The organism is Paenibacillus borealis, from assembly GCF_000758665.1.
In the GTDB taxonomy this organism is placed as follows: domain Bacteria; phylum Bacillota; class Bacilli; order Paenibacillales; family Paenibacillaceae; genus Paenibacillus_AQ; species Paenibacillus_AQ borealis.
Genome location: NZ_CP009285.1, coordinates 6,778,705 through 6,803,968, shown reverse-complemented (window position 1 = coordinate 6,803,968; position 25,264 = coordinate 6,778,705). Strand labels below are relative to the sequence as shown.

Below are 25,264 nucleotides of genomic sequence, written 5' to 3'. Positions count from 1 at the left end.
TCATGGCATCAGCCGATATTATCATCGTGGGCGGCGGTCTGGCCGGCCTGATGGCTACCATTAAGGCCGCCGAATCCGGCGCGCATGTACATCTATTCTCACTGGTCCCTGTCAAAAGATCACATTCGGTCTGCGCGCAAGGCGGCATCAACGGCGCAGTAAATACAAAGGGCGAGGGAGACTCGCCCTGGGAGCATTTCGATGATACCGTCTACGGCGGCGACTTCCTGGCCAACCAGCCTCCGGTCAAAGCGATGTGCGAAGCCGCACCGGGCATTATCCACCTGATGGACCGGATGGGCGTTATGTTCAACCGTACGCCGGAGGGGCTGCTCGATTTCCGCCGGTTCGGCGGAACGAAGCGCCACCGTACAGCGTTCGCGGGGGCGACAACCGGCCAGCAGCTGCTGTATGCGCTGGATGAGCAGGTGCGCCGCTGGGAAGCTGAAGGCCTGGTAACCAAAAGCGAGAACTGGGAGTTCCTCTCCGTCATTCTCGATGACGAGCGTGTATGCCGCGGCATCAGCGCCCAGAATCTGAAGACGATGGAGATTCAGACCTTCCCGGCGGATGCGGTCATTCTGGCAAGCGGCGGTCCGGGGATTATTTTCGGCAAAACGACGAACTCGGTCATCAATACAGGAACCGCTGCAAGCGCTGTATATCAGCAGGGTGTGCATTATGCGAACGGGGAATTCATTCAGATCCACCCGACAGCGATCCCGGGTGATGACAAGCTGCGGCTGATGTCAGAATCGGCGCGCGGCGAAGGCGGGCGCATCTGGACCTACAAGGACGGCAAGCCGTGGTATTTCCTCGAAGAGAAATATCCTTCCTACGGTAATCTGGTGCCGCGCGATATCGCTACACGTGAGATTTTCAATGTATGTGTGGATCAGGGACTGGGCATTAACGGCGAGAACATGGTGTACCTGGATCTTTCGCATAAGGACCCGAAGGAGCTCGACGTCAAGCTGGGCGGTATTATCGAGATCTACGAGAAGTTCATGGGGGATGATCCCCGCAAAATACCGATGAAAATCTTCCCCGCTGTGCATTATTCGATGGGCGGCATGTGGGTTGACTATAACCAGATGACGAATATTCCCGGCCTGTTCGCCGCAGGGGAATGTGAATATCAGTACCACGGGGCAAACCGCCTTGGCGCGAACTCGCTGGTATCGGCCATTTATGGCGGTATGGTCTCCGGGCCGAAGGCTGTGGAATATATCAAGGGCCTCAAGAAATCGGTGCAGGATATCTCCTCCACGGTATTCGACAGCTTCCATAAGACACAGACGGATAAATATGAGTCTCTGCTGGGGATGACAGGTACGGAGAATGCTTACGTGATCCACAAGGAGCTTGGCGAATGGATGACGGCGAACATGACCGTGGTACGCGAGAATAAGAAGCTTGAGGCAACCATCGGCAAAATCAAAGAGCTGAAGGAACGCTACCGCAACATCAACATGAGCGACACTTCACGCTGGAGCAACCAGGGCGTAGCCTTCACCCGCCAGCTGTGGAATATGCTGGAGCTGTCCGAAGCAATGACTCTTGGAGCACTCCTGCGCAATGAAAGCCGCGGCGCCCATTACAAGCCGGACTTCCCGAAGCGCAATGATGAGGAATTCCTCAAGACGACCAAAGCTACCTGGAGTGCCGACGGCCCGCAAATCTCGTACGAGGAAGTGGATGTATCGCTGATTCCTCCGCGGGTGCGGGATTACTCGAAGGACTGATAGGACGAAGCGGCAGTACAGTAGGGACGCTGAATGGCTCGCATGTCCTGGCCGCGGGGAATCTGCAGTTTAACTGTATTTCATGCAGCTATTCCTGCACCGCTGCCGCACGGGAGACGAATAACTGTACTCAGTGCAGTTAAAATCTTCCGGACTGGCTGGAATGAGCCTTTTTATGAAATATAAATGTATAAAGTGCAGTTAAATCGTAAATTAGGCTGGAACCCCTGGTTTTAATTGTACAAAGTGCAGTTAGCGCCGGAATCGAAAGATCATCAATACGTTAAAAGCTTAAAGCGTGTGCTTCCGGAGCGAGTTTGGCGAACTGGTTTCGGAGAAGGCTATGCTATCCAAACCTTTAGGAGGTAACCGATATGGCGGAAACTGCAGCAGCTCCCAAAAACGTGAAATTTATCATTACCCGCCAGGATGAACCGGAAACGAGCCCGTATACAGAAGAGTTCGAGCTTGCCTACCGTCCGGGAATGAATGTGATCAGCGCGCTTATGGAAATCCAGCGCAATCCGGTGAACGCGAAGGGTGACAATACGGTTCCGGTCTGCTGGGAATCCAACTGTCTGGAGGAAGTATGCGGCGCCTGCTCCATGGTGATTAACGGCAAGCCGCGGCAGGCCTGCGCAGCACTGATCGATAATCTCGAGCAGCCGGTACGCATTGAACCGATGAAGACCTTCCCGGTCGTGCGCGACCTGGTGATAGACCGCAGCCGGATGTTCAATGCCCTGAAGCGGGTTAAGGCCTGGATTCCGATTGACGGCACCTATGATCTGGGTCCGGGACCCCGGATGCCGGAGAAGAAGCGCCAATGGGCTTATGAGCTGTCCAAGTGCATGACCTGCGGTGTCTGCCTGGAGGCTTGCCCGAATGTCAACGAGAAGACCAATTTCATCGGTCCTGCCGCCATTTCGCAGGTGCGCCTGTTCAACGCCCACCCTACAGGCGAGATGAACTCTGACGAGCGCCTGGAGGCGCTGATGGAAGACGGCGGCATCGACGGCTGCGGTAACTCGCAGAACTGTGTACGCGCCTGTCCTAAGGGCATTCCGCTGACCACCTCGATTGCCGAGATCAACAAGCAGACGACGAAGCATATGTTCAAGCGCTGGCTGGGCGTGTAAACCGGCAGAACTTCATAGAATTCCCGGAGAACCATCCCGCGGACTGGGCTTTCAGCCAGGCCGGGGATGGTTTTTTTATTTGTGTGCGCCGGATTTGCTTTTGCAATGCCCTGTTTTGTTTAACATCGCCTCATGGTGACCCATCGCCCCCGGGAGGTATGCTAAAGGAAGTCCATATCGCCAAAGCGGCGGGAAGAGAGGTGGAGCCGGGGCCGCAAGCGGGCGGATAACATCATGATGCCAGTCTCACATTGTACAATGTCCAGTCTCCTTCCGGCCGGTCTGCAGCAGTGGCGAAATACGAATTGGAGGGTATCATGATCAGATCCGCAAGTAATATAAGACAGCGTTTTATCATGTGGATGGGTGTGGCTGTATTGACTCTGGCGGTCAGCCTACCGTTGTCTCCCGCCGTTGTGTCGGCTGCCCCGGCATTTAATCAGACGGCCGCTTCCGGCTACAGCAGCCAATCCGGAATCCAGCTTGAGGCGTCCAGCGAAGGCGGGCAGAACGTCGCATTCATTGACAACGGGGATTATATTGCCTTTAACAACGTGGAATTTGGCAGCGGCGCAGCCACGATTGACGTGAGGGTGGCGAGCAATAACAGCGGAGGCAATATTGAAGTGCGTCTGGACAGCGCTGCCGGAACACTTCTGGGAACGGTGGCCGTTCCGGGAACCGGGGGCTGGCAGTCGTGGCAGACCAAGTCCGCTCCGGTCGGCACGGTAAGCGGAGCGCATACGCTTTATCTTAAATTCACCGGAGGGGCGGGAAATTTGTTCAATGTGCTCTGGTTCAAATTCAATGCCCCGTCCTCCGGTACCGGCGGGGATGTAGCCGGTAAGCTGTTCGCAGGCTATCAGGGCTGGTTCAATGCTGCCGGAGACGGCTCGCCGAACGGGGGCTGGGTGCACTGGTCCAAGAACAGCAGCGCGCCTGCGGCGAACAGCAGCGTGAATTTCGAGCTGTACCCCGATCTGCGGGAATATTCCAAGCTATACCAGACCAGCCTGGCCAATCTCGGTAACGGTTCTCCGGCCAAGCTGTTTTCCTCGTATGATCAGGAGACGGTGAACAAGCACTTTGAATGGATGCAGACCTACAATATTGACGGGGCTGCACTGCAGCGGTTCGGTGCTGATGAAAGTGATGCGCCGAGCGGCTGGAAGACGAACCGCGACAGTGTGGCCGTCAAGGTAAAGAGCGCCGCCGAAGCCTACAACCGCAAATTTTATGTCATGTACGACATTACCGGCATGAATGCAGGCAACTGGGTGAACGCGGTCAAGCATGACTGGACGACGAACGTTGTGAATGCCATGCATCTGCCTTCTTCTTCAGCCTATGCGAAGCAGAACGGCAAGACGGTGGTCTGCATCTGGGGCATCGGCTTCACTGACCGTCCAGGCACCGCAGCAGAATCTGCGGAACTGATCAGCTGGTTCAAGAATCAGGGCATTTACGTAATCGGCGGCGTGCCCACCTATTGGAGAGAGGGCATCAACGATTCCAAATCCGGCTTCCTCAACGTCTACAAATCGCTGGATATGATTTCTCCGTGGTATGTAGGGCGCTTTGGAACTCTGGCGGAGGCTGACAGCTTCAAGACGAATCTGCTGCAGCCGGACTTTGCCATGACGGAGCAGAACGGCATCGCCTATCAGCCGGTGCTCTTTCCGGGATTCTCCTGGTCTAACATGACCGGCGGCCCGCAGAATCAAATTCCCCGCGCACATGGCGATTTCATGTGGCGGCAGGCCTATAATATCAAGAGCTCCGGCATAAGTACCGGTTATATCGCCATGTTCGATGAATACGACGAAGGAACAGCTATAGCCAAGGGAGCGGAGAACAGCTCGATGATTCCAGCCAATCAGTATTTCCTGACCTTGAATGCGGATGGCGTTACGGTATCCTCAGACTTTTATCTGCGTCTGGCTGGAGATATCAACCGGCTGTTTAAAGACCAGATTCCGCTGACGGTAAATCATCCCACGAGCCATCAGTAGGACTGTTGCCGGCTTCCATTCTTGATGGAGAATGGTATAGCCGGTTTTGCCTGGGAAACAGATCTAATCTTAAATGAATTCCAAATACCGCAGGAGGATCTTATAGACATGAGAAATCAAAGCATTCCGGCAGACTGCCGTAAAACCACATCAATGAACCCGGTGATTACAAGTATTTATACCGCCGACCCTTCGGCGCATGTATGGGAAGACGGCAGAGTGTACATTTATGCCTCCCATGATGTTGATCCGGCGAGAGGCTGTGATCTGATGGACAGATATCATGTGTTCTCGTCCGCAGATATGGTGAACTGGCGGGACGAAGGGGAGATTCTGGGCTCGGCGGATGTGCCATGGGGCAGACCCGAAGGCGGCTTCATGTGGGCCCCTGACTGCGCCTATAAGAACGGCACCTATTATTTCTATTATCCGCATCCCAGCGGCTCGGACTGGAACAGCACCTGGAAAATCGGTGTGGCCGCAAGCCCTGAGCCGTCCCGGGGATTCACCGATCAAGGCTATATTCCGGGACTTGGCGGTTTTGCCATGATTGATCCGGCTGTGTTCGTAGATGAAGATAACCGTGCCTATATGTACTACGGGGGCGGCGGAAAATGCGAAGCCGGTGAATTGGACGAGGATATGATGTCAATCAAGGGCGGCATGCGGGAAATGGAAGGCCTTGAGGACTTTCATGAAGCAGCCTGGGTGTTTAAAAGAAACGGCGTGTACTACCTGACGTATGCGGATAATCTGGAGAATAACAACCGTATGCGGTATGCCACCAGTGACCAGCCGCTGGGTCCGTGGATGTACCGGGGGATCTTTCTTGAGCCAACCGGCTGTTCGACGACCCATGGCTCCGTGGCAGAATTCAAGGGCCAGTGGTACTTGTTCTACCATAACCAGGAGCTGTCGGGAGAAGGAACGCTGCGGAGCGTGTGCATCGACGAGCTCTATTTCAATGAAGACGGAACGATCCGGAGGGTGGTACAGACCCGGGAGGGCGTTAAGCCGGCGGGGGAAGCGCCGCTTCCGAATCCGTTAATGAAGAGCTATGAAGCGGGGGACAGCACGGCTGGCAGCGGTGCGGTCATCGAAGCTTCGGACGAGGGGCGGAGTGTTATCGCAGGTCTGGATGGCGCAGACGCCTGCTGCCGGTTCCATAATGTGGACGGCGGTGTGAATGGCGGACGGGCAGAGGCCCGGATTCTATATGCAACGGCAGAGCCTCTCGCCAAGCTGCGGCTAATGGTGAACGGCAAGGACTACTCGCTGATTAATGCGCCTTCAACCGGCGGGTCTACGGCATTTACCGGCTGCACCGGCCTGACCGTTCAGCTGGAACCGGGCAGCGGCAACCTCATTACCTGGACAGGCGGTAAAGGGGATGTCCGGATCAGCGGGATGACGGTCAGTCCGCTGGGGGATTGAAGCCTTCTGCGGCTGTTATCTAAAGGCACCGGCGGAAGCAAAAAAAACCCGTGAGGAGAAGCGGCCAAGCAGCGGCGCTCTTTTCACGGGTTCTTTGTTTGCAGCTATACAGATGTAGGCGTATGCCAGCTTCGGTACTAGGACGTTCAGTGTCTCTCTATCCAGGAATACCGGGGCTGCCAATGAAGGGTCTCCTTCGCCATCCGGTTGCTGACAAGCGCTTCCCGGCCCTGGAACCGGCTGCGGCGGTCGTGCACTTCAGGGTAAAACTCATTCAGCAGACGTTCAGTGGGCCAGTCGCTCAGCGTATCATCCGCCGTAATATTGAGATGAGCTGCGGCATCCTCTCCATGCTTCAGGGCCGCAAGGCAGGCATCGGCGGCATCCCGGATGTCGATATAGCTCCATAATGTTTTCTTGAATCTTTCGGGCTGCTCAGGCCGGATATGGGCATATTCGGCTTCGGTCATCACCGTGGAGAACCGCAGGGATACCGCCTTCATTCCGCCTCTGCGGTTGAACATGGCGGCTGTGGCCTCATTGACCACCTTGGACAAGCCGTAGCATTCCCGGGGCTGCTGCGGATGCTGCTCATCCACCGGTACATATTCCGGGGGAAAGGGCAGCGGTGCCCAGGCGAAGCCGTAGGAGGATTCGCTGGAGCCCAGCACGGCCCTGCGGATGCCCAGCAGTCCTGCCGCTTCCAGAACGTTATAGCCGGAGAGTACATTATTGGCAAAAATATGGGCCGGCGGGTACAGCAGCGGCGCAGGGATTGCGGCCAAATGCACAACCGCATCGGCACCCTGCAGCGCACCTGCGAGCTGGCCCAGATCGCTGAGATCGACGATCAGCTGGCGGCAGGACAGCTCCCCGGATTTACGCTGATCAAGAGACATGACTCCGTATCCGGACAGCTGAAGTGCCCGGATGACGGCCGAGCCGAGCTTGCCGCTGCCGCCAGTGACGGCTATGGTTTCCATAAAGCTGAACCTCCTTCAGATTGGTTGGGATAAGCTGTGCATTCAAGGACGGACCAGAGTTCCGTCCGCCTTGCGGTCCAGCGGGTAGGGATGATAATAGGCCGCTGATTTCCAGCCGGTGCCGATCAGTCCCTTCGCTTTCACCTCGTCAAGCTCAATGCCGAGCCCCGGCTTCTCGGCGGGATACAGATACCCGCCGGAGCGCCGGATATGTCCCGGGAAGGCCTCCAGCTCCTCTTCACGGAAATGGTTGATTTCCTGGATACCGAAGTTCCAGGCGGAGAGGTCCAGATGAACGGCGGCAGCCTGGTTGACGGGGTCGTTCTCCCCGCCTTCCTGCCAGGCTGTCCGTACGCCGAAGGCTTCGCAGACGGCGGAGATTTTGCGGCAGGCGCTGATGCCTCCCGCCTTGGATACCCGGACGCGCAGGAAATCGATCAGCCGCTCCTGCACCAGCGGCAGCCATTCCTGCGGATTCGTGAACAGCTCGCCGACCGCCTGCGGGGTTGAGCTCTGGGCGCGCAGCTGGCGGTACCAGCCCAGCTGCTCCGGCGGTAGGGCATCCTCCAGATAGAACAGCGCATACGGCTCCAGCGACTTGGCCAGCTGGATCGCGGCAATCGGCGACAGATGCTCATGCACATCATGCGTGAATCCGATCCCGCCGCCGAATTCAGCCCGGAGCTGCTCGAACATGGCGGGCACAGCCTGCAGATAGGCCTGTTCATCAAAGGCCCGGTCTTGGATCCAGGAAGGCTCCGGCAGGCGGTTCCGCCCGCCTTGCAGGAAGCCGCCTCCGCCGTAGCCTCCGAGCTGGCAGCGGATGACTGAGTAGCCTTCTTCCAGATAACGCTGAACATCTTCCTTCAGTTCGGCGACGGAATCCCCTGTGGCATGCCCGTAGCAGGGGACCGCAGACCGGACTGCCCCGCCGAGCAGGCGGTATACGGGCATTCCGGCTTCCTTGCCGAGAATATCCCACAGCGCCATATCAATGCCGCTGATCGCCGTCTGCGTAACCGAGCCGTTCCGCCAGTAGGCGCTGTGCTGCATGGTCTGCCACAGCTCCTCGATATAGGCGGTATCCCGGCCAATCAGCAGCGGGGCGAACAGCTGCTCAATGACCTGCACGACCGCTTCCGGGTTATACAGATCGGAAGCGGAGCCGAGGCCGTACAGCCCGTCGCAGTCCGTAAGGACCTGAACGATGGTCCAGCTTCCGTCTATTCTGGTGCGGATGCAGCGGATGGCTTTGATTGTGGCCATGTGATTATCTTCCTTTCTGGCGGAGAGTGCCGGGAATCCCTACAGTAACAATCTTGAAGCCTTGAACAGCCAGAACAGCTCCTACAGGAGCCCCGGCGGCCTCTTCGAGAATAGTAGTCTCATAGGCTGCAGCTTCCGTCTCCAGCTTGAGTCCGGTGTCCTCACCCGAGAGATTGTACCAGCGGGCAATGGCATCTCCGCTGTCTTCGGCAATCTTCAGGCTGGAGAAGGCGAGCCGCTCCCCTGACCAGTGCAGCCATCCGGCATCCGGCGGCAGCTCTCCGCCGTGTAACCGCGTGTCAGCTGTGAATGCCGGGACGGGGAAGGCGTAAGCTTCCCGGTAGGCTGCGTAGCGGTCAGCTGCGCCGCCGTGGGGAATGATCATCCATTCGGCTTCACAAGGGCCAAGGCACTGGGCTTCCGGTGTCGGAAATACCCCCCAATCGCCCAGCTCGCCCACAGCACGGAGCAGCGTAACGGCAATTGTGCCCTTCCCGTCCTGCAGCACTTCATATTCATTCAGCCCCTTGCCGGCAATCACCAGTCCGCGATCTGGACCATGCACATCGACAAACGTCTGCATGTGGTGGCAATAGCTGGGATTCTTCCACTCCGGTGCCGGGACGGTCTGGCGCTCCGCCACCTCGAAGACCGAATCGGCGTAATGCACGGCAGCATCGATGCCGGCGGGGAACAGCGCACGCAGCCGGTGGTCACACGCCTGATTATCGAAGGAGGCGGATACCTTAACTCCTGCGCCTGAGCGCTCCAGGCTGACCCGGGTGACGATGCGGAGCGGCACGGTGCTCGCGGAGCGCCCGGACAGACGCTCGTTAAAGAGCACCATTGTACGTATTTCCTCTGCAAGCCGTTCGTCTGCCGCAGCCGGGATCTCCAGCTGATGCATAATCTCAATCGTGGCCCGCCATGGCATATCCTCCACGAGTGTGATTTCCGCCTTAAGTCCTGCCGTAGTGATTGGAGCCTCGCCCGGTGGCTGATAGAAGATATATTCATTGCCGATATCCCCGGCATCCTCATATACTCCCAGGCCTGCATAAGTCACGCCGGTCTTCTTGTCCAGGAGCGTCAGGCTCCCGTCCGGTTCCACGCTTACCCGCAGCAGGGGATTCTCCAGCGTATTTGCTGATACAGCCAAGGACACGCTGTTGCCTTCATCCGCAGCCGCAGCTTTATGCGCTTCAGAAGACACTTCACCGGTAACGGGAATCCAGGCGAAGGAGCGGTAGCCCATGCCAGGCAGATCGTCTGCTTCGAAGGTGATCCGCAGTGCCCGTGCCATGTAAGGCTGTCTGAACCTGTCGTCCGGCAGATCATAGCCGAAGCGCACGCCCAGATCGGTGATCTCCGCAGCGAGCTGCCTGCCGTGCGAATCCACAAGGATTCCTGCCGCATGGGAGCGCCGCTCTACCTCGCCGGCGATTTCAACCGGATTCTCGCTTTGACTGAAATAGCGGCGGCTCCACTCCAGCTCCAGCGTCACCACCCGCGATTCTCCGTAGCCGCTGGTATTGTACACGGTGAACGGCACGGCATCTGCCCCATAGGCCGAGAAGCCTGAGGTATCAATGCGCGAGCTGATGTAGTCCGCACTTGCCCGGGCGAGATTCCGCCCGACCTCCGTGCTTTTGGCGAACCGGATGTCCATCTCCCGGTACACCTCGTCTACGCTGCAGCCGCAGATGCTGTCATGCGGATGGTTCTGCATCAGCGTCTTCCAGGCATAGCGGAAGAGCGCATGCGGATAAGGGGAGCCCAGCGTATGCGCCAGGGCGGCCAGCGGTTCAGCGGTCTTCTCCAGCAGCGTCTGCGCCTGCTGGTTCCGCTGTTTGATCCACACGCGTGCCGAAGCTGTGTTGACGAGCGAGTACCAGCCGTCCGTGCGCTGGCCGCGCAACTCACCGCGGATGCGGGTCAGCTCCTCCGGCAGCTCCGCGCGCAGGCTGCGGATGTAGCTGTCATAGTCCGAGTGGAGGAACTCGGTCTCCGGATACAGCTCCCGGGCGGTGCGCAGCGCGGCGGACAGATTCTGCTGAACGGGCTGGTGGTCGCAGCCGTTCAGCAGCAGCAGATGCGGGGTGGACGCGTAGCGCGAGGCCTGCTCCAGCCGCTGATCCCAGTAGACCCTGGCTTCTGCGGGGTCCACCGGGATCTCCATGCCGTTGTTGTACCAGTTGGCAAAGAGGATGCCAAGCACCTCGGAGCCGTCCGGTGATTCCCAGATGAGCTCCGAGAATGGAGACTCCAGGTGTCCGCTATCCAAGGTCTGATTATTGAATCCGGTCGCCTTCACGCCCCGTCCGAATACGGCAGTCCCGATTCCGGCCTGGCGGAGAATCTGCGCCGCCTGTCCCATGTTGCCGAAGGAATCAGGGAAATACCCGAGCCGGGAGACCGTGCCAATCTCCCGCGCATCGCGCAGGCCGATCTGCAGGTTGCGGACATTGGCCTCACTGCTGGTCAGGAATTCGTCCTGCAGCACATACCAGGGGCCGGCGGCCAGCTTGCCTTCGCGGCTGAGCCGCTGCAGCAATTCTTTTTTCTCGGGATGCACCTGCAGGTAATCTTCAAATACGATCGTTTGCCCGTCCAGGTAGAAGCTGCGGAATTCCGGATCACGTTCGAAGGTGTCCAGCAGTGAATTCATCGTTTCAATCAGGCGGACATGATGGGCTTCATAAGGCATATACCATTCCCGGTCCCAATGTGTGTGCGAAACGACATGAACCGTTTGTTTTGCTTTCATGGAGGAGCCTCTTTTCTTTGGGTTTCGATTATACACCCCTCATTGTAGAAAGGGGAGGGGAGGCGGACAAGGAGACAATCGCAAACTTTAGCGGGAATTATTGGCTTATCGCGGCGGATCGCTTGTTCACTCCGGGAGCTGGAGGCTAAAATAAGGGCACCGGCTTCTGCCGGATGCCTACGGTATACAAGGATATAAATCAATGAAATATGCAGCATGGGATGGTGGCGTAATTGCTGGCACTTATAGTGGATGATGAAATGGAGATCAGGGAGGGGCTGCGCACTGGTTTTCCCTGGTCGGCTTATGGAATTGAAAACGTTTTAACCGCCGATGATGGCGATACGGCACTCGAGCTGGCGCGGGCCCGGAGGCCCGATCTGATTGTGACCGACATCCGGATGAAGCGCATGTCCGGGCTTGAGCTGATCGGGACGCTCGGCCGGGAACGGCCGGACGGCTGGAAGGCCATCGTTATCAGCGGCTATGATGATTTCGATATGGTCCGGCAGGCGATGAAGCTGGGGGCGATGGACTATATCCTGAAACCGATTAACATAACTGAGCTGGGCGAGGTGCTGGGACGCGCGATTTCACAGCTGGAGCAGGAGCGGATGGACCGGAAGAACCGGCAGCTGCTCAATGACCAGGTGCACAGCGCGCTGCCCAAAATCCGCGGTGAGCTGCTGCGGGAGATTCTGGAGCATGACTATGATCCCTACCGGGAGACGCGGCTGCTCCACCGGCTGCGGACACTCCAGGCCGACTGGATTGCCTGCGGGCCTTCCGTGGTTCTGCTGCTGGAGGCCGACGATCTGAAATCGGTGGAGAACCGGGAAGGCCTCCGCCGTGAGAAGGAGCTGATTCTGTTCGGCATCGGCAATGTGGTGAAGCAGACGCTGGAGGAGGATTATCCCGAGCCCTTCATCCTGTACGAGGATTCGAAGCAGCGCTGGGTCGCCGTGCTGAGATGCGCCAAGGGAGAGGGCACAGCACGGATCGAAGAGCTGGGCAATCTGTGCATTGAGCGCATCCATGCCTTTGTGAAGGTGAAGGCCAGCGCTGCGCTGTGCACCCTTCCCGGGGCGATGTCCGAGCTGCATGCCAGATATGCCGAAGCGGAGGAGATTCTGGAGCAGAAGGCGATATACGGGGGGCAGCGCCTCCTGACCAGCCGCGGCTGGGAGCAGGAATCCGAGCTTGATATTCCGCCGATTACGAACCCCGATGAAGTGCTCGATCTCATCCGTTACGGTACCGAGGCTGACATCCAGGCCGCCATGAACCGGTTCTACGAGCTGGTCCAATCCTGGTCGCTCTGCCAGATCAAGGATATCCAGCAGCATATTTTCGAATGGCTGCTCGGCATCTTCAAGAAGGCTGCCCAGCTGGGCTGGAGTGAGCAGGGCTGGCAGCGCAATCCGATGATTCTCTGGGACCGGCTGGAGCGCTATGATACGCTCGAATCGCTGCGCGGACAGGCGGAGCTCTGCCTGCTGGAGATGGCGCGTGATTTTGCCGAGCTGGCCGCTTCACCCGGTCAGATCATTCAAGAGGCGGAGAAATACATTCTGATGCATTATGCAGACAACCTGACCCTGCAGAGCGTGGCGTCTGAGGTGCATGTAACGCCGGTATGGCTCAGCAAGCTGTTCAAGAAAGAGAAGCACCAGACCTTCCTGGAGTATCTGACCGAGGTGCGTATGGACAATGCCAGGAAGATGCTCGGGGAAGTGAAATATAAGATTTACCAGATTTCCTCGCTGGTAGGCTATAAGGACCCTGTTCATTTTACCAAGCTGTTCAAAAAACAGACGGGCTGTACACCCAAGGAATTCCGCAAGCTGCAGGGCATTGCGGATGAGTAAGGCACGGATTGCGCTGGGCTCGCTCCGGAATAAGGTCATCCTGATTTTTTTTGCCATTCTGATTGTTCCGTTTCTCCTGTTCGCCTATTACACCCATGTCAAAGCGATAGAGGGGATCTCCAATGCCAATACATCGGTTTCCCATAGCTTTCTTATCCAGGCGCGCAAAGGCTTCGAGGTCTATCTGTCGCAGCTGAACAGCCAAATGAACGATTTGATCGGGAACAAGCAATTGCAGGATCTGCTGAAGACTGCACCGGCAGGCTGGGAAGAGGAGGAGCTGTTTACGGTCAACATGCTGACCCTGCTTAACAATCAGGCGCTGGCGATCGATGCCTTCCGGGTGCATATTTACCCCATCGATCCCGCCGCCTACACAGACTATATGAATACGATCGGTGAGCCGGACCTTGCCGCCAGGGGGGAATGGTTCCAGAAGGCCCGCTCTTCAATCAGTCCGGCCTGGCATTTGTCGATGCCGAGCAGCGGACGTTATGCCAAGCCCCTCTTGACCTATACCAAGCGGTTCACCGGCCTGTATGACCGCCAGCCGCGGGGGATTATTGCCGCAGATGTATCCGAGGACCAGCTCGCGCGCTATATCTCCCCGTCGGGGAATATCGCCGGGCAGAAGCTGCTGCTCCTGGACGGGGATGGGAGTGTGCTGTACGATTCGTCCGCCAATGAATGGACGGGGCAGCCGGAAATGGCGGGCCGGTTCCACAATCTGACGAGCGGCCCGGAAATTTCACGGACGGTCATGATAGGAGGCCAGAAGTATCTGGCTTCCAGCCTGAAGCTGGACAGCCGTTCCTGGTATCTGGTCAGCCTGTCGCCGCTGAGTGAGTTAACCGGAACGATTGACGAGATCAACAGGGTCATGCTGATTTTCCTGGTGATCTATCTGCTGTGCAGCTTAGGTGTAGTCATTTATTTCACCGTGCATTTCACCCAGCCTGTTGTCCGGCTTGTTCAGCTGATGCGCAAGGCGGAGAAGGGGCATTTCCGCTACCACTCCGTGTGGTCGAAGCGCAATGATGAGGTCGGCTGGCTGTACCGCGGCTTCACCAGTCTGACTACCCAGATCGAAACCTTGATTGAAGAAGCCTCACGTTCGGAATGGAAAAAGAAGGAGCTGGAATTTCAGGTGCTGAGCCACCAGATTAATCCCCATTTCCTGTACAACACGCTGGAATCCATCCGCTGGAAGGCAGAAACTCACGGCCGCAGCGATATCAGCGAGATGGTGGCGGCGCTTGGCAATCTGCTGCGGCTCAGCCTGAACCAGGGCAAGGAAATTACGACACTGCGGCGCGAGATCGAGCAGCTTCAGGCCTATGTGCAGATTGAGCAGGCCCGGATGGGCCAGACCATCCGGATTCTGTATGCCATCGAACCGGAGCTGCTGCCGCTGCCCTTCATGCGCCTGCTGCTGCAGCCGCTTGTGGAGAATGCCATCCAGCACAGCATCCGCGACAATTTCGAGCAGGGCAAGATTCTTGTGTCCGCCCGCCGCGAGAGGGAGGATATCGTCATCGATATCATTGACAACGGCAAGGGCATTCCGCAGGAGATCCTGGACAAGCTGAACCGGGATATTCAGGAGGAGCCGAGCCAGTCCACCGGCAGCAAGGGGGTAGGTCTCCGGAATGTCAACGAACGTCTGCGGCTGTATTTCGGGGATGCCTACCGGCTGCAGATCGAATCTGATCCGGCTTACGGCACGAAGATTGCGCTGCGCCATCCCGTCATGAAGAAGGAGGAACCGGGCCCTGAAGGCGGGGGCGCACCTGCAGCCGGGGCAGACCGGTGACGCCTGCGAACCTCCAACTGAACTGCCCATTTCCTGCCGTCCGCCTGCCGGACGGCAGTTTGCTGTGTACGGGACAGAGCGAAGTCTGCCGGGTATAAGCCAATTTTGGACCAGCAAAGAACAAGATAGGCTCATGGTCTTCCCCCTGAGTGCGGCGGTATCATTAAGGCATCACCTAAACAGAAAGGTACATGCTAATGAAAACGATAACCGCGACTTCAAGCGGGCGGCCCAGCCGCACCGCCGTCCGCAGGAAATCAGGCGTGCTGAAGGATTTATACAAGAACCGGTCACTGCTGGTGATGTTTCTGCCGTTTGCCGTCCTGCTGCTGCTGTTCAACTACCTGCCGATGGCCGGGCTGGTCATTGCCTTCAAGGATTTTGATTTCAGCAAAGGGATTTTCGGCAGCTCGTGGATGAACCCGCTGCTCAGCAACTTTGAATACCTGTTCTCCTCCGATGCCGCGTTCCGGGCGATGCGCAATACTGTCCTGCTCAACATTCTTTTTATAACCGTCGGCTTGGTATTTGAGGTGGGCTTCGCGCTGGTCCTGAATGAGATCCGCCACAAATTCTTCAAAAGGGTGACGCAGTCGATTACCTTCCTGCCCTTCTTCATCTCATGGATCGTAGTTGGCGTTTTCTCCTACAATCTGCTGAATTATGAAAGCGGGTCCATTAACCGGCTGATCGAATGGATGGGCTTCCCCGGCATTGACTTTTACAGCAGCTCCGGGCTGTGGCCGCTGATTCTGACGATTGCCATCCGCTGGAAGGTTACAGGCTATGGCACAATCATTTATCTGGCTGCGCTGACCTCCATCGACCAATCCTATTACGAGGCGGCAGCGATCGACGGCGCGTCCCGCTGGCAGCAGATCCGGCATATCAGTCTTCCGATGCTGCGGCCGACGGTGATCATCCTGACGCTGCTGGCGGTAGGGCGGATTATGAATGCGGACTTCGGGATGTTCTATGCGATGGTGGGCGACGCTTCGCTGCTGTTCCCGACCACCGACGTTATCGACACCTTCGTGTACCGCAGCCTGCGCAAGACCGGAGATATCGGCATGGCCTCGGCCGCAGGGTTCCTGCAGTCGACAGTGGCCTTCGTGCTGGTGCTCAGCAGCAATTATGCCGCCCGTAAAATTGACAAGGATTCTGCCATTTTCTAATCGGCCAAGGAGGTTCTACCGGCATGACAGCCAAAAAATTCTCGATCAGTCAGCTGATCCTCATGCTTATCGTAGCCGTGTTCAGCCTGACCTGCCTGTACCCGTTCATCATGGTCATCTCAGGCTCGCTCAGCAATGAGCAGGACATCGCCGCTTACGGCTACACCCTTTTGCCCAAGCATGTCACCTTCGATTCCTACCGCATTCTGCTGCTGGGCTCACACCGGATTGTCAACGCGTATGGAGTCAGCCTGCTTGTCACCAGCGTGGGCACGGTATTGTCGCTGCTGCTCACAGCCATGGCTGCCTATGCGCTGTCGCGCAGATCCTTTAAGCTTCGCGGCGTTCTGTCGGTATACGTCATTATTACGATGCTGTTTAGCGGCGGCCTTGTGCCCTGGTACATCATCTGTGTGCGCTACCTGGATCTGAAGGATACGCTGTGGGCCTTGATCCTGCCTTCACTGGCGAATGCGTTCAATATGTTCCTCATCCGCAACTTTATGCATTCTATTCCCGAGGAGATTCACGAATCGGCCAAAATCGACGGTGCAGGCGAATTCCGCATCTTCTACCGGCTGATCGCTCCGCTGGCACTGCCCGTGCTGGCCACAGTAGGGCTGTTTATGGCCCTTGGTTATTGGAATGACTGGTTCCTTGGCCTGATGTTCGTCGACAAGCAGGAGCTTCAGCCGCTGCAGCTGCTGCTGCGCACACTGATCTCCAACGTCGATTTTCTGCGAAGCTCCGGCAACGCAGCCGCGATGCAGCGGATTTCGGCCCAGATTCCTTCCGAGTCTATGAAAATGGCGCTCACCGTCGTTACCATCGGCCCTATCGTTTTCCTGTATCCGTTCCTGCAGCGTTATTTCGTCAAGGGTCTGATTGTAGGCGCTGTCAAGGGCTGAGTTACCCGTTCACCGGCTTTACCGGCTCCGGCCGCGAAAGGCATATACATTAACCATCAAGGGGAGAGGTTCTACATGCGAACAAGGAAATCGGGGTTGTTCCTGCTTACCGCCATTTTGCTGCTCAGCTTCACATTATCGGCCTGCGGGGGCAATAATAATTCCGGAAATGCGGCTGGCGGCAATGCCAGCGGCGAACCAGGCAACGGCACCAAAGCTACTGAACCGGAAGTGACGCTCAAATTCTACTTCGGAGGCGATAAAAAAGCGGCCACAGACGAGGTCTGGAGCAAAATCAGCGATTACGTCAAGGAAAAAGGGCTGAATGTGAAGTTCGACATCAACACGATTCCCTTCGGCGATTTCAAGGACAAAATGCTGGTCATGGCGGCTTCCGGCGACAGCTGGGACATGAACTTTGACGGCGACTGGCTGTCCTACAAGCAGATGGCGGCTAAAGGCTCTTACATGGCACTGAACGATCTGCTGCCCAAATATGCCCCGAACCTGTACAAAAAATATGAAGAGCAGGGCACTTTGTCTGCCGCAACGGTAAACGGGGATATCGTAGGCCTGCCGTGGACCATGAAGATGAATGAACGCAAATTCGCCGGCTGGCGCTCCGATCTTGCCGAGAAGGCGGGCATCCAGATTGCAGCGGATTCTGTGAAGACGGTCGAGGATGTCGACAAGCTGCTCCGCGAGTTCAAAAAAGCATATCCGAACGAAAAGCTGTCCCGCACCACGCCGCTGTCGATGTATATGATCCGGGACGAGTGGGTGGACCTCAATTTCCATGGTCTCGGCTTCTACCTGAGCGATCCGAAGGTAACCGTCCAGCCGGTGGAGCAGCAGCCGTTCTATCTGGAATCCGCCAAGCTCTCCAAAACCTGGTATGACGACAATCTGATCAACCGGGATGCCATGATCGACAAGGAAGGCGAGGAGGTACAGTGGAGAAACGGCAAGAAGTTCTTTACGATCACTTCGCATGAATGGGCTTACGCCGATCCCGGTTTTGTAGACCCTTCCTACAAACAGGAAATGTCGCTGCTCTATCCGGACAAAAAATACGTCAACCGCACCGCGCTGGCCAACGTGCTGGCGATCAACCGGAACTCCGAGCATCCGGATCTTGTGCTCCGCTTCCTCGATATGGTAGAGACGGATAAGACGCTGTATGATCTGCTGCAGTACGGAATCGAAGGCAAAACCTACAAGCTTGACGGCGATATGGCCGTCTATCCGGAAGGCATGGAATCTTCCACCAGCAACTATATGGAATGGGGCGGACAATGGGCCTTCTGGAAGCCGCAGTTCATGCGTCCGACACAAACCTACGGCGCAGGCTTCTGGGAGAGTGAAGCTGCATTTGCCAGTGAGCCGAATAACGTGAACTCACCAGTCGATGGTCTCTTTATCGCAGAGGACAATGTGAAGAACGAAATTGCCAAACGCGACCAGGCCTCCGATGAATTCAGCCGTCCGATTGAATTCGGCGTCGTCAAGAATGTCGAGAAGTCCGTCAGCGATTACATCGAGATGCAGAAGAACAACGGGCTGGATAAGCTGCTCTCCGAAACGCAGAAGCAGGTGGATGCTTACCTGGCCGCCCAACAATAGAACATCACGCCAACAAGCTGGAGTACGGTTTGCTGAACGAAGAGCGCCCATAAGCGATTTACGCCCATGGGCGCTTTTTCTTTGAGCTAATATTAATTGGGTGGAGGTTAGTGAACAGATGGGACAAAGATGGACGAAAAGGCTTCGGCGTGTGACTTCTTCTCTGCTGGCTATAGCACTAGTGACTGCGGGCCTGTATTTGCCCGCTGCTTCGGCGGAAGCAAGCGATTCCGCCACCGGTATTAGCGTTACGCTGGGTGAGACTCCCGTAATCAACGGCATCAGCCCTCGGGCCGGTGATAACCCTGCCGGACTGCGGACAGGCATGCTGGACGGCATAACCTATTGGGAGACGAACAAGGCCGAGGATGGCCCGCAGACCGTATATTTCTATATGGATGCGGATGACCTGTTCCTGCATGAGAACACGGGTTACAACGTATCGGTTACGATGGAATACTTCGATGAGGGCAACGGTTCGGCAGTGCTGCAGTATGACAGCGAATCGAATGCCTTCAAGGATGCGCCGCTCTTCACGTATACGGACACCCATACCTGGAAAACGCATACGTTTGAGTTGAGCGATGCCTGGTTCGGCAACCGCACGAATGGCGCAGACTTCCGCCTCGGCATCGAGGGCGGCGGAGTGAGCGCTGCGGCCAACAGGGATCTCAAGGTGGCTTCTGTCAGCATAAGCAAAACCTTGAAACCGCTGCCATCGGATGAGGCTGGAATTATTCTTGGCGATACCCCGGTGCCGCAGGGTATCACCGCAAGGGGAGGCGATTATGAACCGGGCGTTCTGACGGGTACCCTGGCCGGCAGGGGGTACTGGTCGACGAACCGCTCCGCCCCGGACGGCGGGACGCTATATCTGTACATGAATGTTGCGGACGATTACCTGTACGATAATACGGATCAGGATGTATACCTCACGGTGGATTATTATGACGAAGGCAGCGGCAGCATGGTGCTGCAGTATGATGCCGTCTCTGCGCCGTTCAAGGATGCCACATTGTTTAACTATACAGACACGAAGCAATGGCTAAGCCATACATTTAAGCTTGCCGATGCGAAATTCTCAGACCGCACGAACGGCTCCGACTTCCGGATCGGCATCAGCGGGGCAGGTGCGACGGATAACAATCCGGATCTTAAGGTGGCGAGGGTCACTGTGAAGAAATCACCGCGGATCACAGCACCTTCACAGACAGGTATCGTGCAGACGGTATACGGGACAGAGGATATTGTTATCGCCAATATTAACGTGAAGGATTACGGGGCCAAAGGTGACGGGACAACCGATGACACGGCCGCTGTTCAGAACGCGCTTCATGCGGCTTCGGTCCAAGGCGGCGGTGTAGTGTTCGCGCCTGAGGGAACCTACCGGCTGAACGGGCATCTTGTCATTCCAACCGGGGTTACACTGCGCGGCGACCGGCCAGATCCGGCGGCTGGAGATTACACAGTGCGGGGCACAGTCCTAGCGGCTTATGAAGGGCGGGGTGAGGAGAACGGGACCAGCCTTATCCGGATGGAGCCGGTCAGCGGAGTCACGCATCTCTCGGTCTGGTATCCGGAGCAGACACTGGACACTCCGGCAGCATATCCCTGGACTTTCGAGCAGCTGTCGGGGGACAGCGCTACGATCAGCAATGTTACTCTCGTTAACAGCTATAACGGGATCAAGATCGGTCCGGTCTGGAACGAGCTGCACTACATCAGGGATGTATACGGAACAGCGCTGAAGACAGGAATCTTCCTTGATTTCACCACCGATATCGGCCGGCTGGAACGGGTGACACTGGCTCCGGAGATCTGGTCCGGTTCAGGTCTGCCCGGTGCGGCGGAACAACAGGCTTTGTTCGATTATATGACCAGCCATGCCGAAGGTGTGGTTATGGGCCGCTCGGACTGGGAGTATATGTCCGACCTGTCCATTTCAGGGTTCAAGACCGGCCTGCGGGTGACGACACGGACCGATTCACTGGAGACGGCCAATGCGCAGTTGTACCGGGTCCGCATCAAGGACTGCAACGTAGCGCTTAAGATTGAGGGGGTCAATGACTACGGCCTGCTTGTCTCGGACAGCAGCTTTGAAGCAGGAGCCGGTGAGGCTCCGGTAGCCATTCAGGCTACGCAAGGCTTCCATTCCATTGCCCAGTTCAATACGGTTACAGTCGGCGGCAATCCGCTGAATGCGGTGGTAAACGACGGCAGCGGAGTGCTGTCCTTCGAGAACAGCAGCTTCACCGCCTGGAACGGGGAGGCAGGCGGCTATGCAATTGCAGCTAATGGCGGCTCGCTGCTGCTCGGCCAGTCCACCTTCGCCCGGCCCGGCAGGCATGTGCTGCTGGGAAGCGCAGCGCGCACGGTGAACGCCATCAACTCCGGCTATGACGGGCAGCTTGAAATTGCCGATCAGAGCGAGGCTGCGGAAGTCAATGTTCATCAGGATGAAGCCTACACGCTTGAGGTGCTGCCGGAGGGAATCGTTACAGATAGGGCGGCCGCACCGAAGCCGGCGACGAATCTGCTGTTCGATGTGACTGCCAGTCCCTACAATGCCGACTGGAGCGGGTTGCTTGATGTCTCTGCGGCAGTGCAGCAGGCACTTGACGATGCCGGAGCGGCCGGAGGCGGGACGGTATATCTTCCGGCAGGCACCTACCGGATCGACACCAGACTCACGGTGCCGCCTGGTGTGGAATTGAGAGGCTCCTGGGATGTGCCGCATCATACCATCGGCGGCGGAACAGTGATATTCACGAATTACGGTGAGGGCAAGCCGGAGGAGGAGGCGCTGATTACGCTGGAGGCCTCAGCGGGTATACGCGGGTTGTCTGTTTATTACGACAAACAGGACTGGAGCAATATCAAACCTTACGCCTGGACGGTCCGGGGCAAGGGCCACGGCGTATATGCCATTGATGCCACCCTGGTGAATCCTTATCAGGGCATTGACTTCGGCAGCTACGATACAAGCGGGCATTATATTGACTATGTTGCCGGTTCTCCGCTGAAGGAGGGCATCTTCGTAGGCGGGGGCTCGAGTGGAGGGTTTGTGCGCAATGTGCAGTTCAATCCGCATTATTATGGCAGAAGTACCTATCCGAACCATCCTGACACCGATGCTGCCTTCCAGCAGTTGTGGGACTACCAGAAAGACAATCTGGATGCGTTCCGGATTGCCGATGTCAGCGGAGAGACCGTGTTCAATACCTTCGTCTACGGCTCACAGTATGGCATTCACTTTGCCGCACAGTATGGCCGGGGGCCGCAGGCGGTTGTAGTTGGCCATGGTACGGATGGCAGCAAAAAAGGTGCAGTTCTCGACAGCGCTGCACCCGAAGGGCTGACGCTGATCAATACCGAGCTGGTCTCCCTCAGCTCCTCCGATAAGGTTTATGTAACGGTAGGCGAGGATTTCAACTCCAAGGCCACGCTGTTCAACTCCTCCATGTGGGGAGATACGACCAGATCCTTTGATATTCACGGTGGAAAAATAAACATCCAGCAGGCTAATGTCACTACTGTGGGTGAACGGGGGCTTGGGGCGCTCGGCGGGGATATCGCCCTGTATGATTCGTATTTCCAGCAGGCCCGGACAACACATGTCTATGCGGACCCCGCAGTCGGACGGCTCATTCTGACCAACAATCTGTATAACGGGGGCCTGCAGCTGGACAACCGCGCACCGTCCAGAGTGACAGGCACCGATCTCGTGCCTGTGTCGCTGCAGCTTGCGGTAACCCCGTTTGATGAGGCGGGAGGACAGCCGAACGCTGTGCTGACCCTCTCCAATCTTTCGCTGCCGCAGCCGCTGAAGGGCAAGCTGGAGCTGCTGGAGCCTGCTGTGTATCAGAGCGTTATGCAGCCGGTGCGTTTCGAGGGCGTGGAGCCTGGGAGCAGCATCGATATTCCGCTGCCCTTCCTGGCCAGCGACTCGCTCAAATTCAAGATTACACTGGATCACGGGGAAGCATATGTAACCTCCGTCAAGCTCGGGCAGTCGTTCGCCGCCTTCAGTGCGGACGGTGCCGGAAATACGGCGGCTCCCGCCGTAACCGTGTCTGATGCCGGGCATTACTTCAGCCTGGGCGGCCAGTGGAAGGGGACCGGTGATCTCAGCGCCGAAGCCAGGCTGCGGTGGGATGAAGACCGCCTGTATGTGACGGTGGCGGTGCATGACGATGTTCATGCCCAGAGCTGGACGGGCGGGGATATCTGGCAGGGCGACAGCCTACAGCTCGGTATTGACCTGTCACGGCAGGAGGGCAGCGCCAGTCCGGATGTCAGTGAGCTTGGTTTCGCCCTGAACGGGCAGGGCACTGTAAGCGCCTGGCGCTGGAGAGCGCCGCAGGGGCTGAATACCGGAGTTCTGCCTGGAGTGCAGGCGGATATCAGCCGTAATGAAGTTGAGGGAGTCACGCTCTATGAGCTTGCCATACCGTTTGCGCAGCTTCATGGTCCCGGAACCGCGTTCACGCCGGAGGATGCCATCGGCTTCACACTGCTCTTGAACGAGAATGACGGAGCGGGCCGCGCGGGCTTCATCGAATACAATCAGGGCATCGGCACAAGCAAGGATGCAACTCTCTATGGCGATTTGTATCTGCTGCAGGGATCATTTGCAGAAGCTCTTGCCGCATCGGCTGAAACGGCAGTCGCCGCCGCGGAAGCCGCAGCTTCGGTGACAGCGGTGGATGCCGCCGCCAATTTCGTCGCCCTGCTGCCGGAAGGCAATGTGAAGGACGGTCTGAAGAACCGCTTGGCGCTGCTTGACCCTGGCACAACTCCACCGACGCCAACACCGACGCCAACACCGACGCTGACACCAACACCAACGCCAACATCGACGCCAACACCGTCGGCAACGGCAGCGCCGACGCCGCCACCGGCCTCGCAGGCGCCAGCGTCGGCAGCCTCGCCGTCAGCTTCTCCACCGGCGGTGCCTGTGATTACCGTCAGCGGGGACGGAACAGCGATGATCACGGCGGAGGCCGTGCCGGGTTCCGGCCCGCAGACCGCCGGAGTTACGCTCTCCGCAGAGCTGCTGGAGAAGGCCTTCGGTCAGACAGCGGAGACCGGCGGAGTGCGGAAAATAGCTGTTCAGATTACCGGCTCGCCGGGAGCACGGGGCTATGGATTGCAGCTGCCTTCTGCTTTCCTGGGCGGTGCCGGTCCGGACAGGGTTATTGAACTCATAACCCCCACAGGGACGCTCACTCTGCCGGGAAATATGCTGGACGCGGCAACGCTGGCGGCAGCCGGCTCCAATGTGACGGTGACCATCCGGGAAGCGGACCGTGAGGGCTGGGGCGCTGAACTGCAGCGGCAGAGTTCAGGCCGCCCGGCTGTAAATATTGTCCTTACCTCCGGGAACCGGAAGCTGGACTGGCGAAGCAGCAATGCGCCGGTGACGGTATCGCTCCCCTATCAGCTCTCCGCAGGAGAGGAACATGAAGATCTCGCTGTCCGCTACATTGCCGACAACGGAGAAGCAGCTGCGGTTGCAAGCGGCCATTATAATCCTTTGACCGGCAGGATTACCTTCCGCATCTCTCATTTCAGCGAATATGCAGTTGTATCTGCTGCTCCTGCCTTTGGCGATCTGAACCTGGCCCCTTGGGCGAAGCAGGCCATTAGAGCGCTGGCAGCCAAAGGAATTATCCGCGGTCAGTCGGCAGTGAGCTTTAATCCGAAAGCCCCGATTACAAGAGCGGACCTGGTCATGCTATTGTCGGCGGTGCTGGAGCTTAAGCCGGAACCGGCAGCCTCGCCGGGGAATGCTTACGCCGATGTGCGGCCAGACGCCTATTACGCGCAGGCTGTAAGCGGCTTCCGGGCGCTGGGAATCGCCGGGGGAACGGGCGGCAACCGCTTTGAACCGGAGAAGCCGGTCAGCAGACAGGATGCCGCCGTGCTTGTGCAGCGTGCGCTGGCTCTGAAGCCCGGTACATCCAAGCTTGAGGCTGCACCGGAGCAGCTGTACCGGTTCGCCGATGCGCAGGCGGTTTCGGGTTACGCCCGTGACAGCATCAGCCAGCTGCTGCAGGCCAAGCTGCTTCAGGGAGACCGCGGCAGGCTTAATCCGCAGCTTGGTCTGACCCGCGCAGAGGCTGCGGTTCTGATCTATAACCTTTACAATTATATTTATGGGATATAAGCGGATTTTGCAGTAAATCTCCAGACCTGTCAGAGATGTTTTCTGGCAGGTCTGTTTTTCAAATATTAGAATTTATAGGCTTCGCATGATAACTTATCCTTCTATTTCCCGCTGAAATGCCCCGTCCTTGAAAGGACGGCGTAGCCGTTTTCACTTGTATTCTGTAATTTGTTGTATATGTTAATATTTGTTATAATTTCCCGTGCCGAGGGTGTTTCTTTCAGGTCTCAAAAAGGGTACATGTGTAGACAGTCCTTTTTGAGGCAAGAACATACATAGGTGGCTGTAGTCGGACGGATTCTAATAAAATTAGGTGATTATGTTATAATCTACATAGCTAAATCCAGCAGTTAAGCAGTGGA

The 25,264-nt window shown here is 57.2% G+C and carries 13 protein-coding genes; 10 read left to right on the top strand and 3 right to left on the bottom strand.

Annotated elements, in window-relative coordinates; translation table 11 throughout:
• Nucleotides 1–2 precede the first annotated feature (2 nt).
• The 4 genes from sdhA (at nucleotide 3) to PBOR_RS28710 (ending at nucleotide 6,330) form a co-directional block, all read left to right on the top strand.
• A complete protein-coding gene (gene sdhA / locus PBOR_RS28725) occupies nucleotides 3–1,745 on the top strand; it encodes a succinate dehydrogenase flavoprotein subunit (RefSeq protein WP_042217252.1) in 1,743 nt (580 codons plus the stop codon).
• A gap of 374 nt (nucleotides 1,746–2,119) precedes the next feature.
• Complete coding sequence (gene sdhB / locus PBOR_RS28720; RefSeq protein WP_042217251.1) at nucleotides 2,120–2,884, top strand: succinate dehydrogenase iron-sulfur subunit; 765 nt, start codon at nucleotides 2,120–2,122, stop codon at nucleotides 2,882–2,884.
• 317 nt (nucleotides 2,885–3,201) lie between these two features.
• Complete coding sequence (locus PBOR_RS28715) at nucleotides 3,202–4,896, top strand: carbohydrate-binding protein (RefSeq protein ID WP_081972232.1); 1,695 nt, start codon at nucleotides 3,202–3,204, stop codon at nucleotides 4,894–4,896.
• 108 nt (nucleotides 4,897–5,004) lie between these two features.
• Entirely contained in the window at nucleotides 5,005–6,330 is a 1,326-nt protein-coding gene (locus PBOR_RS28710; RefSeq protein ID WP_081972231.1) for a family 43 glycosylhydrolase, read from the top strand.
• A gap of 146 nt (nucleotides 6,331–6,476) precedes the next feature.
• Here the strand turns inward: PBOR_RS28710 and PBOR_RS28705 are convergent, their stop codons facing one another.
• Genes PBOR_RS28705 through PBOR_RS28695 form a run of 3 tightly spaced genes read right to left on the bottom strand, consistent with a single transcriptional unit; the run spans nucleotide 6,477 to nucleotide 11,346 of the window.
• Entirely contained in the window at nucleotides 6,477–7,313 is an 837-nt protein-coding gene (locus PBOR_RS28705) for an NAD-dependent epimerase/dehydratase family protein (protein ID WP_042217249.1), read from the bottom strand.
• A gap of 42 nt (nucleotides 7,314–7,355) precedes the next feature.
• Nucleotides 7,356–8,579 (bottom strand): enolase C-terminal domain-like protein, encoded by a 1,224-nt coding sequence (locus tag PBOR_RS28700; protein ID WP_042217248.1) that lies wholly within the window; start codon nucleotides 8,577–8,579, stop codon nucleotides 7,356–7,358.
• A gap of 4 nt (nucleotides 8,580–8,583) precedes the next feature.
• The gene (locus PBOR_RS28695) at nucleotides 8,584–11,346 is read right to left on the bottom strand and encodes an alpha-mannosidase (RefSeq protein ID WP_042217247.1); all 2,763 of its coding nucleotides are present in this window, start codon (nucleotides 11,344–11,346) and stop codon (nucleotides 8,584–8,586) included.
• Between the two features lie 233 nt (nucleotides 11,347–11,579).
• Between PBOR_RS28695 and PBOR_RS28690 the strand changes: the two genes are divergently transcribed.
• From PBOR_RS28690 to PBOR_RS28665, 6 genes are all read left to right on the top strand, one after another.
• Nucleotides 11,580–13,214, top strand: a complete 1,635-nt coding sequence (locus tag PBOR_RS28690) for a response regulator (RefSeq protein ID WP_099052496.1) — start codon at nucleotides 11,580–11,582, stop codon at nucleotides 13,212–13,214.
• Nucleotides 13,207–15,027 (top strand): sensor histidine kinase, encoded by a 1,821-nt coding sequence (locus PBOR_RS28685; RefSeq protein ID WP_042217246.1) that lies wholly within the window; start codon nucleotides 13,207–13,209, stop codon nucleotides 15,025–15,027. Before PBOR_RS28690 ends, PBOR_RS28685 begins: the two co-directional genes overlap by 8 nt.
• Nucleotides 15,028–15,224: 197 nt before the next feature.
• Nucleotides 15,225–16,202 carry an ABC transporter permease gene (locus PBOR_RS28680; RefSeq protein ID WP_081972230.1) on the top strand — a complete coding sequence of 326 codons (978 nt, stop codon included), beginning with the start codon at nucleotides 15,225–15,227 and terminating at the stop codon, nucleotides 16,200–16,202.
• 23 nt (nucleotides 16,203–16,225) lie between these two features.
• The gene (locus PBOR_RS28675) at nucleotides 16,226–17,110 is read left to right on the top strand and encodes a carbohydrate ABC transporter permease (protein WP_042217244.1); all 885 of its coding nucleotides are present in this window, start codon (nucleotides 16,226–16,228) and stop codon (nucleotides 17,108–17,110) included.
• 75 nt (nucleotides 17,111–17,185) lie between these two features.
• On the top strand, nucleotides 17,186–18,733 hold the full coding sequence (locus PBOR_RS28670; RefSeq protein WP_042217243.1) for an extracellular solute-binding protein: 1,548 nt from the start codon (nucleotides 17,186–17,188) through the stop codon (nucleotides 18,731–18,733).
• Between the two features lie 118 nt (nucleotides 18,734–18,851).
• Nucleotides 18,852–24,902: a glycosyl hydrolase family 28-related protein gene (locus PBOR_RS28665; protein WP_042217242.1), complete on the top strand. Its 6,051-nt coding sequence runs from the start codon at nucleotides 18,852–18,854 to the stop codon at nucleotides 24,900–24,902.
• Nucleotides 24,903–25,264 lie beyond the last annotated feature (362 nt).

Excerpts from the sequence above, each read along its gene's own strand:
- PBOR_RS28695 (WP_042217247.1), bottom strand. The coding sequence starts at position 11,346 with ATGAAAGCAAAACAAACGGTTCATGTCGTTTCGCACACACATTGGGAC.
- PBOR_RS28680 (WP_081972230.1), top strand. The coding sequence starts at position 15,225 with ATGAAAACGATAACCGCGACTTCAAGCGGGCGGCCCAGCCGCACCGCC.
- PBOR_RS28700 (WP_042217248.1), bottom strand. The coding sequence starts at position 8,579 with ATGGCCACAATCAAAGCCATCCGCTGCATCCGCACCAGAATAGACGGA.
- PBOR_RS28705 (WP_042217249.1), bottom strand. The coding sequence starts at position 7,313 with ATGGAAACCATAGCCGTCACTGGCGGCAGCGGCAAGCTCGGCTCGGCC.
- PBOR_RS28670 (WP_042217243.1), top strand. The coding sequence starts at position 17,186 with ATGCGAACAAGGAAATCGGGGTTGTTCCTGCTTACCGCCATTTTGCTG.
- PBOR_RS28685 (WP_042217246.1), top strand. The coding sequence starts at position 13,207 with ATGAGTAAGGCACGGATTGCGCTGGGCTCGCTCCGGAATAAGGTCATC.
- PBOR_RS28710 (WP_081972231.1), top strand. The coding sequence starts at position 5,005 with ATGAGAAATCAAAGCATTCCGGCAGACTGCCGTAAAACCACATCAATG.
- PBOR_RS28665 (WP_042217242.1), top strand. The coding sequence starts at position 18,852 with ATGGGACAAAGATGGACGAAAAGGCTTCGGCGTGTGACTTCTTCTCTG.
- sdhB (WP_042217251.1), top strand. The coding sequence starts at position 2,120 with ATGGCGGAAACTGCAGCAGCTCCCAAAAACGTGAAATTTATCATTACC.
- sdhA (WP_042217252.1), top strand. The coding sequence starts at position 3 with ATGGCATCAGCCGATATTATCATCGTGGGCGGCGGTCTGGCCGGCCTG.
- PBOR_RS28675 (WP_042217244.1), top strand. The coding sequence starts at position 16,226 with ATGACAGCCAAAAAATTCTCGATCAGTCAGCTGATCCTCATGCTTATC.
- PBOR_RS28715 (WP_081972232.1), top strand. The coding sequence starts at position 3,202 with ATGATCAGATCCGCAAGTAATATAAGACAGCGTTTTATCATGTGGATG.